Source organism: Photorhabdus laumondii subsp. laumondii, from assembly GCF_003343245.1.
In the GTDB taxonomy this organism is placed as follows: Bacteria; Pseudomonadota; Gammaproteobacteria; order Enterobacterales; family Enterobacteriaceae; genus Photorhabdus; species Photorhabdus laumondii.
Window position 1 is genome coordinate 5071471 of record NZ_CP024901.1, and the last position, 14715, is coordinate 5086185.

Sequence of the window (14715 nt, forward strand, 5' to 3'; positions counted from 1 at the left end):
ACGGTTATGATGACCTTAATGACTGGCCTACCACCATAACACATTGTTTTAAAAATCAATTAAAGAAAAATATAACAAAAACGTTAAAGTTTTCGTTAACTTTTATCATCTTAAGGAACAATCTTTACAAAATAAGTAGTCAAACCGCATGAAGCTCTTGTGCTTAACACAGAGTTGGTCGAAATTATTTCATCGGTCAAGAAGGATAATAATATATAGATTGTCTTAATTTTTCATTCCTACCGAACCTTGGAATACATTGCTTCCTTTCCAATGCTAAGTTGGAACGAATAATCAACCAGCAAAGCACAGTTCTTAATTACCATCTAACTCTACGATATATGTAAGTTTAAAATCATTCCTTACCCCGTTTTTAGGTTCAATAAAGGAAGTAAAGTGAATGACTCAACATCTTCCGAGCATTTTCGCACTTGAGCAGTTTTCCTCTCATCTGATTCAATAAGATGAGAGGACTAAGCAGAAAATGACTATGAGTTAAACTATGCATAAGTTACACCTATGCATCGGAACTTACTTTTCCAAAAGAGCTTAATCTCAAAAATTTAGAAGAAAATAGATCGCTTGGCATCTTTTTCTTGAGCAACTCATGAAAATTCTCATCATGAGTTGTCACTATAATTTGCTTATTGAACATAATAGAAAGCATTCGAAGAGTATCGATCAAACCTAAAGTATTGATTGCATCAATTGACTGAACAGGATCATCTATCAGTATGCAATCAACAGGATTGCCTTCATCGTCCTTTGAAGACAAGGCTCTCGCAAGAAAAATACTCAAAGCTAAGACATTAATTTGAGCAGAACTAAAACTCAAAGTTGGAGACATTAGTTTGTCATTTTTTTCACTTTGTGCAGATATTAATAACCTTGGATTATCATCAGACGTACAAGTAAAAACAATTTTTTTATACTCAGGATGTGGATCAATGCTGCTATATATCTTATTTATCAATTCTGTATTGAAGAAAGAATCAACTCTTAATTTTATTTCATTCCCGAGTTTTCTTATATCACTGTCAAGTTCAACAATTACTTCACTCAATTTAGAAACTTTAGAGGATATACTATAAAGTTCTTTCTCTAGTAAGCTGGTATCAGAGTAATCAACGATCTTTGATGAAATGCTCTCAATAGATGAAAATTTGGCCAAGCAATCAGATAACGTTCTGTTTTTAACATTGATACCAGTGACTTGTAACTCTAGAGAATCTTTCACTTTTGTGTAAACCACAGAGTTATCCTCATTATCAAATGAGTCTGCCACACTAATAAACCATTGGTTTTCCTTAGATAATAAAGACATCTTATCTTCCAAATCAACCAATAAGGCGTTCATCTTTTCCTTACTAACACCTTTAAATTGTGAATCTTTATTCTCACTTTCAAGCTTGTTAATTTTAATGACAATTTTTCCGATTCTATCCTTTAGCCCCTTTTGACTATCATTTAATTTGTCAGTTTTAAGCATAACAAAAGAAATAAAGTCATCCTTATTTACGCCTTCACTTAATTGATTAGATTTAATAAAATCAGAATACTTAGATAAATGTACCACCAATTTAAAACGTTCATTTTCTAGGTCAATTATTTTCTTATTAAGCTCTATTTGATTAACTCTTGACTTTATCGACTCTTTTATGTCCTCAATCTCTTTAGATATAGAATGCTCTCTATCTCTTTCACATTGCACTTTTGAAATCAAATGTTTTGAATAGTCATACTTTGACATAAACATTACAGATGAGTTAAATTTATTTATTTCAGATATAAAGATATTTTTACTTTCTACAAGAGTAGATTTTTTCTGAGAAGATTCATTTATTAAATTCTCCAAGGAAGAAATTTCATCTTTTAAACCATTTGATATTGATTTTTTCTTTTCAATAAATTCAACATTAAATCTATCCAACTTCATAGATAATTGTTCTAGTTCTTCCATCAATGAACTTTTCGAGGCATTTTTTTTCTTTTCTATATCTGATAGCATAGAATTGTTATTAATTCTAGAAATAAGCTCATCATAGGTTTCGTTATCTCGCTCACATAAAGGACAGTGAGATTGTTTTGTACTTATGACAATACTACTTGCTTTATCTATTAAAAAAGATATGTCAGTTTGTTGTTGATTTATACTTTCTAACTCTTTATTTATTGATTTTATTTTACCATCAATCTCAACCTTACTTTTGTAAACGTAACAATACTTAGCATAAATATCAGATAACTCATTTTTATTATCTTCATGGATAATAAAAAATTCAGGCAGCCATTTAAAATCAAAAAGGGTCAACTTCTCTAATGATGATAAACATATGTCTGCCACATCCTTCTGGCCTTTATTTTTTTTAATCTCTATTTCCATATTAGCTAGTTCTTTTTCAACACCATCTAAACTTGTTGATTTATCTTTTATAGTATTAAACACAAAATATAAGTTGGCTTGCTCTTTACCTAATTGGTCAATATTCTCACAAACCTTTTGGTGAAAAATGATTTTTTCATTGAGTGAATCATTTAAACTTTTGATTAAAGCATCATTCATTTTTAACTTCAGCTTTAATTCTTCAATCTCTTTGAGAGTACTATCTAACTTTAACTTATAGGTAAAATATTCATGGGCATTTTTGTTTAATTCTCTGAGGCTTAAAATAACATCCTGATTTAATAATAACTCTTTCTCTAACGTATTAAAACTTTCTTTGAGGGCACCAACTTCATCATAAAACTTAATTTTGTCTAAAATTAATGACCTTTCATTAATACACTCTTTGTATTTATAATAGATCGATGCACCAAGTTTTAATTGAGATAAATTAACCTCTATTTTAGAAAGCTTTTCATCATTTTCTTTAACTCTATTTTTAATTATATTTTCAGCTTCTTTTAAACGAGCTGAAAGGTGAAAATGTTCATTTTTAGTAAATGGTGCTATTACCTCATCAATTTTTATTTCATCTAAGTACTCATTTACATCTTTAATTATTATATTAATGCTATGAACGTAATCCTTGTTATCTTTTTGCCTATTTATTTCACTTGATAGTTTATTTTTGGTGTCAACTAGTTCTTGTTTTTTCTTAGACACGTCTGATTTCAATGATAAGAGCGTAGAACGTGCACTATTAATGTTTACTAATTCATCATCTACCTCGGAGAATTTTTTAAATCTTGTTTCAGAGTCGGTTTCTCTTAAAAAAGAATCAATAGATTCTTGATACAACATAGAGGATTCAAAATATTTATTTGTTATACTCTTTGATTGAATTCTCCAGTCTGAACTTCCCTTTCTTCCTTTCTTATATGATGAAATAAATGGCTTTTCAGATTTACTAGTAATAACCTCCACTCGCGTCTCAATATTTTTAGGAGCATTTTTATTTCTTATTATCAGTTGAGATTCACCTTTAATGTTATATTGATTACTTTCTTCTAAATTAATTTTCTCTAACCTTTCATTTCTCACATATCGGCTTATTTTTTTTGTGATAGCAAAGTCAATTGCATCAAAGAACGATGTTTTACCGAATCCGTTTGGTGAGAATAGTGATACAAAGTTCGCAGGCTCTCCCGATGTACTATGAATAAAGTCAAAAGTACCATCCTTCTTCTCTAAATATGATTTAAATGCTTGTATTTCAACTTTTTTTATTTTCATTTATTCATCACTCAATAGTTTATTGATCCAGTTTTCTCGCATAGACTTTGATTTTCCATCTCTTCCTCCAGACAACCCAGCCAAAAGAATAGATTTTGAATGATCACCTAGAAATTGTTCCCAACTTCTATCAAAAACAACATTATTGCTCAAACGTATATTGGACAAGAGTAACTTTTCATCTAGTATCTTCTTGGTTTCTTTTTCTATATCTGTCTTTTCTAACCCTTTTAATTCTAGTGCAACTTTTCTCATATAAAATTTATCATTCTCTATCTCATACTTTATATTATCAGGAATAGCATCCTGACAAATAAAAACAAGATAATTATTCCAACGCTCAAATTCAGATGGTTCATATTTACTTAAATATTCATAATTTAAGTTATCGGAAATCTCTCTCCACCTTTCCTTTAGAATACTCGTGGTAGGAGTTACATAACAAAATGCATTTATCATTGCAGAATCAAATATACAAACAGATAGGACAAAGAATTCTACGCCTAACTCTGAATTTAGTTCCTGAAACTTATTATTTATTGAGAAATTCTTACTGTTCATTTGAAAGATACTCTCTGTAATTTTCAACAATTAGCTCTTTCAAATCATCACCTTGAAAAATATTAATTCTACTTAGCTCCTCTTCTTTGCAAGATAAGCAAGCATCATTAACAGACGGCCAAAAAAGTATTTCATTAGAAATAGTTTTATTCCTCATCACTCTTTCAATCCTTTCTCCTGTTATGGCACTACCTATATCTGTTAATGTTTTTTCTGAGACATTTTTATCAATATATGGACATCCAAAATTCAAATTATTTTTTGTAAAAATTACAATTTTACCATTTGGTTCAAGATCCCCTATTTCTGTTTCTAATATATAAGTTTTAAATATCTGCCTAAATTTTATATTGTTATGATCGTAAATGAATCTAAAGTTCAAAAACAACCGTTCTAAATAATTAGAATTACAAGAGTCTTCATCATCTGGAGCGAAAATTGACAAATAAATAGCAAAAAACTCCAAGAATGCACACCAAAGTTCTTTATCATATAGTTTTTTTAAGTCTTGGTTATGCGCTAGAATTCGATTCGCAAACTCTTCGACTATTTTGTTTGGTGTCACATAATAAGAGTTAAAGATCTTATAATTATTTAGTGTTATTTTTAGTAAATTCTTGACAACATCAAGACTATCCTCATTTTCTAAATCAAGATTTTCAAAGATATTATCGCGATAAAATTTAAAACTAGATAAATGAATGGGCTTAATTTCATCCCAACCTTTATCTTGAAGAAAATCAAGATAAGCATCAATTCTAATGCAGTTAATTTTACTATCAGCAGCCTGAGTATTACTGACTTCAAATTCGATAGCTACAAGAGATACATCTTGGTTTTCTTCATTAATAAAAAAAATACCACCACCTGAAAAACCTTCAATATCTTCATATTGAGTTAGCTCATTAATGGTGAATACGGATGTATTGCCTTGGATATCGTGTAATAAACAATCATAAGAATATAATTGCTCTCTAAATATGTGATTATGTCTCTTGTTTTTTGGGTAACCGTAAAACTTTAATTTTTTTTCTTGGTTATAAAAGTTTTCAATGTGAGATATTTCGACACCATCTAAACGTTCGACTTTAAGAATAGCTACATCAATCACTGGGTGTTCTACTTTGTCTAAAACAGATATATTTCGCCCTTCAATATTTTTCACTTCTATTTTATCAACGCTTATATCTTCTACAACGTGCTTTGCTGTCAATATGTATGAATATTGAGTTGAGTATGGATTTATTAATACACCACTTCCTTCTTCCACCCTAACTGTAGCACTTTTTAACTTCTCTAATTCATCATTTAACATGGATCAATTCATCACAATTATCTGTAGTTATACCTATATTTTTCAACTCTTCTATCTCTTTAACACTAAAGATTCTATTTAATAGAGTCGGGTAGTTGAAAATAATGTTTGCGTTATCTACATTTTTCACTATTCTTGCTATTGTTTTTTTATTTGGCAATTCATGAGAACTTCCATCTGTAGATATGATAAAATTTTTACAATCTATTAAATTTAGAAATCGGGCACTTGTATTAAACTCACTACCATGATGAGATAGTTTTATATAATCAACTTTCAGTTTATTACTAGAACTTATATTCTGACCTTGTTCGTCTTTTAAGCTCGATATTGCGTCACATACAACTCCATCATGTGCATCACCCAAAAGCAAAATCTTATGATTATTGTACTCAAACAAAATAGCTATCGAGCTTCCATTATGAATAGATTTATCACTTAAAAATTTATCATTTAGATTAAGCTCTTCTAATGACTTGCCATAATCAGTCTTCTTTCCTGATGTTATGCTTTGCGGGACCTCTTTTTCCCACTTGCAAAGTAACCTTGCTAAGTCTTCTCTTTTAGGAGATAGCACTGTGATTTTTGCACCAAAAAACTCACAAGTATATCCACTTTCAATGAGCCAGTTCTCCCAAATACCTAACTCTGATATCCGTTTCTCGAACGAGACTCCTTGTTGAATACTGGTCTTTCCGTCTTGAACATTGATCCGCTCCAGCTCCAATTCGTTTTCTGGTAGTACGTCACTATCAAATGCTTCTTTAATCAATTTACCAGAGTTAAACCATACCTTGTCACACAGCGAAATTAGAAGCTCTCCTGACCTGAATCCATTTAGTATTCCACCTATATGATCATCATCGACATGGGTAAGAATCAACTTATCAACCCGTTCATTGCGCTCTTCTATTAACTTTAATGTTTTATAAAGTTCACCTTTTAACGGACCAGTTTTGTATACGGATGATTTTCCACCATCAATTAGAATATTGCGAGTGACTCCATTGTTTTCCCAAGACAATAAAATGCAATCACCATTTTTTGCCTTTAGTACCTTCAACCTTAACATAGAGTACTTCCCTTAATTCCATACAATCAAAACGGGCGCATACTATACTGATTTCATTTTCTAACATAGATTCGATAGTCGCTCATAGAGCATACTATCACACAATTTAGGATTGACACTTTCTTATCCATGACAAACTCATTATTAACAGATTAATTACATCGTGACAACTTTAGCTACGGATGCTTTCTTTTTTCGTGATATTTTCTTATCAACAACGGCAGATAGGTTCTCCGTAGACTGGTGTGTGATGCTTCGTTATGGCTTGTTCCAAAACATCTCTTCGCTCCACTATGCACCTCAGATTCAGCACGAGTGACGGCTGTATATAACCAAGCTCTGTCTAAGTTTCTGGCTTTATCTAAGGCAATGTTCCCCTGTGAAAATTGATATGGCATGTCTGGCAGAGCACTAATGTCTTCCTATTACGAGCAATCATTAATTTCTTCCAAAGAGCCGTATCCGCTTTTATGTCCTTGAGTTTTCTTACATGATGAACTTCAAAAGGATCTATTCTGGCACTACAGTATTCACATTGGGGTGCCGCCATTCACTCCAGCAACTCAGTTCTGTTTGAATACTTAACGTATTCGGCAATACATCCGCTGAACTATATTTTGACGCATTTCTGTTTTTGAGTTTGAATACTTCTAACTCATATATCTTTCCATTACGATTTTCCCGATAAACGCAAAAGAGCATCTATTTATGTAAAACAAAAGTGGCTGGCGCAAAGTAAATTATTTCCCCGCAACCAGCCTTTTCCTGACATGCTGCACTTCCCTTCCTCTTTCGAGGTTCAAACCCATTACTGGGTAAGGATTAGTCAGGCTTGCAATAGGCACTCCAACAGCCTATGATTACCACAAAACAACATGATAACCATTTGTTTTACAAAGAAAAATATTGAACTCTAAAACGGAATATCATCATCAAAATCCATTGGTGGCTCATTGCTTTGTGGAGCGGAAGATTGGGCTGGACGCGAAGGTGCGCCACCACCGCTGAACTGCTGAGATTGTTGCTGTGGTTGTGGCTGCTGTGGCTGTCCCCAACCTCCGCCTTGTGATTGTTGGCTATCCTGGAAACTACCACCACCAGCACGACCACCCAACATTTGCATGGTACCGCCCATGTTTACCACTACTTCCGTGGTGTAACGCTCTTGACCGTTCTGATCCTGCCATTTACGGGTTTGCAGAGAACCTTCAATATAAACCTGTGAACCTTTACGCAGGTATTCACCCGCGACTTCCGCCAGTTTGCCAAACAAAACAACCCGGTGCCATTCAGTCTTCTCTTTCATCTCGCCGGTCTGTTTATCGCGCCAGCTTTCAGAAGTCGCCAGAGTAATGTTAGTCACTGCACCGCCGTTTGGCATATAGCGGACTTCCGGGTCTTGCCCCAGGTTACCGATTAAAATAACTTTGTTTATGCCTCTGCTGGCCATGGAAATACTCCTGATGAAATGAATTTCTACAATTATTAAGCAACACAGTTTAACATGCGACACTAAAAATGAAACGCAGCCGCTTTAGAACGAACTTTGCGAAGCTCACCGTAATTTAATTCCGTACTTATTACATTATTTCACTTAAATACTGTATATCTAATCAGTCAACTCTGTGTAATAATAACTCACTTATTATTATATACCCTATGGATTTCAAGATGTATCGCGGCGGCAAGGGAGTGAATCCCCGGGAGCATAGCAAACTATGTGACCGGGGTGAGCGAGTGCAGCCAACAAAGAGGCAACTTGAAAGATAACGGGTATATGCACGTATGAATAATCCGGGAAATGATTCATGGATAACATCGAAGTTCGGGGCGCACGTACCCACAATCTCAAAAATATCAATCTGATAATTCCCCGAGACAAGCTGATCGTTATCACGGGCTTGTCCGGCTCAGGTAAGTCTTCTCTGGCATTTGATACGCTTTATGCAGAGGGTCAGCGCCGTTATGTGGAATCGCTTTCAGCTTATGCGCGCCAGTTTCTGTCACTGATGGAGAAACCCGATGTTGACCATATTGAAGGATTATCCCCGGCCATTTCTATTGAGCAGAAATCGACTTCCCATAATCCACGTTCAACCGTGGGGACTATTACTGAAATTCATGATTATCTACGTTTGTTGTTTGCCCGTGTAGGGGAACCTCGTTGCCCAGATCACGATATTCCATTAACCGCACAGACTGTTAGCCAGATGGTAGATAATGTGCTAACACTGCCAGAAGGTCATCGTCTGATGTTGCTGGCACCGATCGTCAAAGAGCGAAAAGGCGAGCATACTAAATTATTGGATAATCTGGCAGCACAAGGTTATATCCGCGCACGCATTGATGGTGAAGTCTGTGATCTATCTGATCCACCGAAATTAGAATTACAGAAAAAACATACCATTGAAGTGGTTATTGATCGCTTTAAAGTTCGTGCCGATCTGGCACAACGTCTCGCTGAATCTTTTGAAACAGCGCTGGAACTTTCAGGCGGTACCGCTATTGTCGCCAATATAGATGATAATACCGCCGAAGAGCTGATTTTCTCTGCTAACTTCGCGTGTCCTACATGTGGCTACAGCATGAGTGAGTTGGAACCTCGACTATTCTCTTTTAACAACCCAGCCGGTGCTTGCCCAACTTGTGATGGTTTAGGCATTCAGCAATTTTTTGATCCTGATAGAGTCATTCAAAATGGTGATATCTCCCTTGCCGGCGGTGCAATTCGTGGTTGGGATCGCCGTAATTTCTACTATTTTCAGATGTTACGTTCATTAGCAGAGCATTATAAATTCGATATCGAAGCCCCCTTCAATTCCCTCAGCGCCAATATTCAGCAAGTGGTGTTGTACGGCTCCGGTAAACAATCCATCGAATTTAAATACACCAATGACCGTGGCGATACCACAGTGCGTAACCATCCGTTCGAAGGTGTACTGCATAATATGGAACGCCGCTATAAAGAGACGGAATCCACCGCCGTTCGGGAGGAACTGGCGAAATATATTAGTAATCGTTCATGTATTTCCTGCCACGGAACTCGCTTACGTAAAGAAGCCCGTTACGTATTTATTGAGAATACCACCCTGCCAGAGATCTCAGATTTCAGTATCGGCCATGCGATGGATTTTTTCCAAAACATTAAACTCAGCGGTCAACGTGCGCAAATTGCTGAAAAAGTACTGAAAGAGATCCGCGACCGCCTGAAATTCTTGGTTAATGTTGGTCTGAATTATCTGACGCTCTCCCGTTCGGCCGAAACCCTGTCCGGTGGCGAAGCTCAACGTATCCGCCTTGCCAGCCAGATTGGTGCGGGTTTAGTGGGAGTGATGTATGTACTTGATGAACCTTCTATCGGGTTGCATCAGCGGGATAATGAACGCCTACTAGAAACACTAATCCACTTGCGCAATCTGGGAAATACCGTGATTGTGGTTGAGCATGATGAGGATGCCATCCGGGCTGCCGACCATATCATTGATATCGGCCCCGGTGCAGGTGTACATGGCGGTGAAATCGTCGCGGAAGGCTCAGTTAAAGATATTATGGTGAGCAAAGATTCACTAACAGGTCAATTCCTGAGTGGAGAGCGTGAAATTGCCATCCCAGAGAAGCGTATCTCGGCAGATCCGAAAAAGGTGCTGAAACTGATCGGAGCGAAAGGTAATAACCTGAAAAATGTGACGTTCAATCTGCCAGTTGGGTTATTTACTTGTATTACCGGGGTTTCTGGTTCCGGTAAATCAACGCTAATCAATGATACTCTGTTCCCGATTGCCCAACGCCAGTTAAATGGCGCGACCAATATCACCCCTGCACCTTATATTGATATTCAAGGGCTAGAGCATTTCGATAAAGTGATTGATATTGACCAGAGCCCGATTGGCCGAACTCCCCGCTCTAACCCAGCAACTTATACCGGCGTATTTACACCAGTTCGTGAATTATTCGCAGGCGTACCTGAATCACGCACCCGTGGTTATACACCTGGACGATTCAGTTTTAACGTTAAAGGTGGACGCTGTGAAGCTTGCCAAGGTGATGGCGTTATTAAGGTAGAAATGCACTTCTTGCCTGATATTTATGTCCCTTGTGATCAGTGCAAAGGTAAGCGTTATAACCGTGAAACACTGGAAGTCAAATATAAGGGCAAAAATATCAATGAAGTATTGGATATGACGATCGAAGAAGCCCGTGAATTCTTTGATGCGGTTCCTGCTCTAGCCCGTAAACTGCAAACCCTCATGGACGTTGGACTTTCTTACATCCGTCTGGGCCAATCAGCAACCACGTTATCAGGCGGTGAAGCGCAGCGAGTAAAACTGGCGCGTGAACTATCCAAACGCGGAACTGGGCAGACGTTATATATTCTTGATGAGCCAACAACAGGTTTGCATTTTGCTGATATTCAACAGCTATTAACAGTTCTGCATCAGTTACGCGATCAAGGGAATACCATTGTGGTTATTGAACATAACCTTGATGTGATTAAAACCGCTGACTGGATCGTGGATCTTGGCCCAGAAGGAGGTAGCGGCGGCGGTGAGGTTCTGATTTCTGGTACTCCAGAAGAGGTCGCGGAATGTGAAAAATCACATACCGCACGTTTCTTGAAACCTATATTGAAGAAAGAAGCATAATTTATAGATAGGGGCTCAGTTAGCCCCTTATTTTCTAGCCGCAACTTTTTGAAACGGGTTTCACATGTGGCGCTCCCAATAACAACAAGCAATTTTCGCTGCCAGTTCAGCGTTATTGAGCACTAACTGAATATTGGAAGATAGGCTATTGCCCCCGGTTAACTCAGAGACTCTTGCTAACAAAAACGGCGTACACGCTTTTCCATTTACTCTCTGTTCTATGGATTCGCGTACTGCTTGTTCGATAGCAGCACTGATCTCCGCTTCCGGCATGGCGTATGGCTCAGGAATCGGATTAGCAACTACCAAACCGCCCTGTAATCCAGTATCCCATTTTACTGCCATCGCCTGAGCTATCTGTTCTGGGGAATCCAGACGAATATTGACGGAGAATGGACTGGTACGACAGAAAAACGCCGGTAAAGCGTGAGTCTGATAACCAATCAGTGGCACACCGTGAGTTTCAAGATATTCTGTTGTCAAGCCAAGATCCAAAATGGATTTAGCACCAGCACAGACTACCGCAACACTGGTTTTCGCTAATTCCTGTAAATCGGCAGAAATATCAAAAGTCTGTTCCGCCCCACGGTGCACACCGCCAATACCGCCGGTAGCGAAGATTCTAATCCCGGCCATTGCCGCAATAATCATGGTAGAAGCAACCGTCGTCGCGCCATTTTTTCCAGCCGCGATAACAAAGGGTAAATCACGACGGCTGACTTTAGTTATTTCATCACCTTTTCTAGCCAAAAACGCTATTTCTTCATGCGACAGACCTGCTTTCATCATCCCATTGATAACAGCAATTGTTGCAGGAACAGCACCATTTTCCCTGATTTTCTGCTCAACTTGTAGCGCAGTCTTTACATTTTGCGGATAAGGCATTCCATGAGCAATAATGGTCGATTCTAACGCCACAACCGGTCGGTTATTCTCTAAAGCCTCTGTAACTTCTGGGGAAATATCCAAATATTTATTGCTAATAGCATGATTTTTCATGATTATAATTCCAACAGTTTTTGGACACTGCCATTTGACAGATTTGGATTATTGGTCAATTCGCAAGAGAGCGTGAGCGCGGAACACCCTTGAGCAAAGCGAACACTTTCTGCCAGCGTCATATTTTCTAGCCAGCAGTTCACCAATCCGGCCATCATGGCATCTCCGGCACCTGTTACATTGACAATCTTGATACTGATGGGAAGTGACCAGCCTGCCACACCATCGCTTTCACTAAAGTAGACACCCTCTACGCCCATGCTGAGTACTAACCGCTGCACACCTTGATCGTGAAACCACCGCGCCACTGCCGGAACATCGGTAGGTTGGGTAATTTTCATTCCACTAAGCGCTTCCGCCTCCAGACAATTAGGTTTTAAGGTGTGGATATAGGAAAGCCAGTTTTTAATCTTAGGTGCTTTAAATGCGGATACTGTATCCACAAATACCGGCACCGTTCCGGCATTAGTCAACAACCAAACCAAAGCTTCTTCAGATAAATTGCAATCAATAACTAGCACGCCGGCGTGCTGAATAAGATCACAATGATTCGCTAACAACGATGGCGTCAGTTTTTCCAAAATATGCATATCGTTGATGGCAACCAGCATCTCACCGCCGTCATCTAATAGAGAGATATATGTCGAGGTACTTTCACCATAAAGCTTATAGCAATAGTCGACATTAACACCTGCACATCTGGCCTGATCCAGTAAAGTGCTACCATAGAAATCATCGCCAACAACAGAAATAAGATGACATTCTTTACCTAATAAAGCGATATTTTGGGCAATATTTCTGCCTACACCACCGGGGGTACATTTTATTTTTCCTGGGTTAGAGTCTTGATAAATGAGTTTATTCGATGAATAACCGTAAACATCCATATTAATAGAACCAACCACCACCACATAATGGTGATCAGATAAAATATAACCTTTGCCTTTTATATATCCCTTATTCATTAAATTCATAATATGACCAGCAACACCGGAGCGACTTATACCTAAAATATCGGCCATTTCCTGCTGTGGAATTAACGGATCTCGTCTCAGAAGTTGCAATATTTGTTTTTCCCGATTCGTCATTTTTGGACACTTGTTTGTTCTTAAACACACGTTTGTTTTATGTGTTAAAAGCAAAACAGTAAAGTGGGATTTTTTATTTTACAACGAAGTTGGAAGAACGATCGTAAGAGCCCATGACTGGACTATCAGCCCTATTTTATGTGATAACCATCAAGTTAAATCCTGTTGAAAACTCCTTTTTGCTGTATATTAATAATCAACCCGTGTTTTACGCTAGAAATAAATTCAACAAAACAAAGATCTAAGTAAACCCCTATCGAAAGCTAACAAATGTTTGGATATACCTTGAAATGGTGAGAATTATTTTTCACCATCTGAAACATGTTTCATGAAAAATTGATCTGCTTCACATTAAAAAACATACTTCATAGCCGAAAATATCCATGAACAAATTATATACGCTGCGATTATACCCTATGGATTTCAAGATACATCGCGACGGCAAGGGAGTGAATCCCCGGGAGCATAGCAAACTATGTGACCGGGGTGAGCGAGTGCAGCCAACAAAGAGGCAACTTGAAAGATGACGGATATAGAATAATTTTCACGTCAGATTTCATCCTATAAAGAATAAATCTAAATGTTCATAACGCTATTACGCTTATAAACAAAAATGCTTATAAACCTCTTGATGATATAAACAAAAATGTTTATGTTTATTTTCAAGTTAAACAAACAGGAGGAGGCAGTGAAGCAAAGCGAGTTTCGCCGGTGGCTTAAAGCTCAGGGAGCAGAATTCAAAGATGGGACTAACCACTTGAAAGTTTTCCTGAACGGTAAGCAAACCACGATGCCAAGGCACCCTAGTAAAGAAATCCCAGAACCACTGAGGAAATTAATATTAAAACAGCCAGGCATCAAATGACAGACCGGCCCCAAGGGACGGGTTACTCGCATAAATTCACTGAGTAAAAATATGCGATATCCAGTAAAATTCGAACATGACGAAACAGGTTGGGCTGTGATGTTCCCAGATATCCCAGAAGCCTTAACAGGCGGAGATACCAGAGAAGAAGCATTAGCTATGGCGCAGGATGCTCTGGTTACTGCGTTTGATTTCTACTTTGAAGACCGGCGCGAAATACCAACACCATCGACTAAAGGTGAAGCTTTTGTCGAAGTACCAGCCAGTATAGCGGCTAAGGTTTTACTGTTGAATACGATGCTTCAAACAAGAACAAGCAACGCAGAACTTGCACGGTTACTGGGAACTCGACCGCAAGAAATTCAACGTATAGTGTCATTAAGTCATAGCACTAAAATTGACACTATCGCGAATGCGTTAAATGCCTTGGGTAAACATCTGGAACTTGTTGCCATTTAAACATCACCATCAAATAGTCTTAAACCTTGCCGTGGCA

General features: G+C 37.5%; 10 protein-coding genes and 1 pseudogene. 3 read left to right on the plus strand and 8 right to left on the minus strand.

All coding sequences use genetic code 11. From position 1 onward, the window contains the following. Window positions 1-517: 517 nt before the first annotated feature. The 6 genes and pseudogenes from PluTT01m_RS22260 to PluTT01m_RS22285 form a co-directional block, all read right to left on the minus strand. Window positions 518-3676, minus strand: coding sequence for an AAA family ATPase (locus tag PluTT01m_RS22260; RefSeq protein WP_011148434.1), 3159 nt, complete (start codon window positions 3674-3676; stop codon window positions 518-520). After that, window positions 3677-4237, minus strand: coding sequence for an ABC-three component system middle component 1 (locus tag PluTT01m_RS22265; protein WP_011148435.1), 561 nt, complete (start codon window positions 4235-4237; stop codon window positions 3677-3679). Then, window positions 4227-5552, minus strand: coding sequence for an ABC-three component system protein (locus tag PluTT01m_RS22270; protein WP_011148436.1), 1326 nt, complete (start codon window positions 5550-5552; stop codon window positions 4227-4229). Before PluTT01m_RS22270 ends, PluTT01m_RS22265 begins: the two co-directional genes overlap by 11 nt. Beyond that, the gene (locus PluTT01m_RS22275) at window positions 5542-6624 is read right to left on the minus strand and encodes a ComEC/Rec2 family competence protein (protein ID WP_011148437.1); all 1083 of its coding nucleotides are present in this window, start codon (window positions 6622-6624) and stop codon (window positions 5542-5544) included. Before PluTT01m_RS22275 ends, PluTT01m_RS22270 begins: the two co-directional genes overlap by 11 nt. Before the next feature lie 361 nt (window positions 6625-6985). Beyond that, window positions 6986-7314, minus strand: a pseudogene (locus PluTT01m_RS28115) (HNH endonuclease); the annotation flags it as partial. A gap of 223 nt (window positions 7315-7537) precedes the next feature. Next, window positions 7538-8074: a single-stranded DNA-binding protein gene (locus PluTT01m_RS22285; RefSeq protein WP_011148439.1), complete on the minus strand. Its 537-nt coding sequence runs from the start codon at window positions 8072-8074 to the stop codon at window positions 7538-7540. A 358-nt stretch (window positions 8075-8432) separates the two neighbouring features. Here PluTT01m_RS22285 and uvrA point away from each other — a divergent pair, with 358 nt between their 5' ends. Further along, window positions 8433-11267, plus strand: coding sequence for an excinuclease ABC subunit UvrA (gene uvrA / locus PluTT01m_RS22290; protein ID WP_011148440.1), 2835 nt, complete (start codon window positions 8433-8435; stop codon window positions 11265-11267). Window positions 11268-11327: 60 nt separating this feature from the next. Here uvrA and PluTT01m_RS22295 read toward each other — a convergent pair whose 3' ends face one another. Both PluTT01m_RS22295 and PluTT01m_RS22300 read right to left on the minus strand, forming a co-directional pair. Then, window positions 11328-12266 (minus strand): pseudouridine-5'-phosphate glycosidase, encoded by a 939-nt coding sequence (locus tag PluTT01m_RS22295; protein ID WP_011148441.1) that lies wholly within the window; start codon window positions 12264-12266, stop codon window positions 11328-11330. 2 nt (window positions 12267-12268) lie between these two features. Continuing rightward, the gene (locus PluTT01m_RS22300; protein ID WP_011148442.1) at window positions 12269-13354 is read right to left on the minus strand and encodes a PfkB family carbohydrate kinase; all 1086 of its coding nucleotides are present in this window, start codon (window positions 13352-13354) and stop codon (window positions 12269-12271) included. Between the two features lie 688 nt (window positions 13355-14042). Here PluTT01m_RS22300 and PluTT01m_RS22305 point away from each other — a divergent pair. After that, a complete protein-coding gene (locus PluTT01m_RS22305) occupies window positions 14043-14219 on the plus strand; it encodes a type II toxin-antitoxin system HicA family toxin (protein ID WP_041381194.1) in 177 nt (58 codons plus the stop codon). A gap of 51 nt (window positions 14220-14270) precedes the next feature. Continuing rightward, window positions 14271-14678 (plus strand): type II toxin-antitoxin system HicB family antitoxin, encoded by a 408-nt coding sequence (locus tag PluTT01m_RS22310; RefSeq protein ID WP_041380398.1) that lies wholly within the window; start codon window positions 14271-14273, stop codon window positions 14676-14678. Window positions 14679-14715 lie beyond the last annotated feature (37 nt).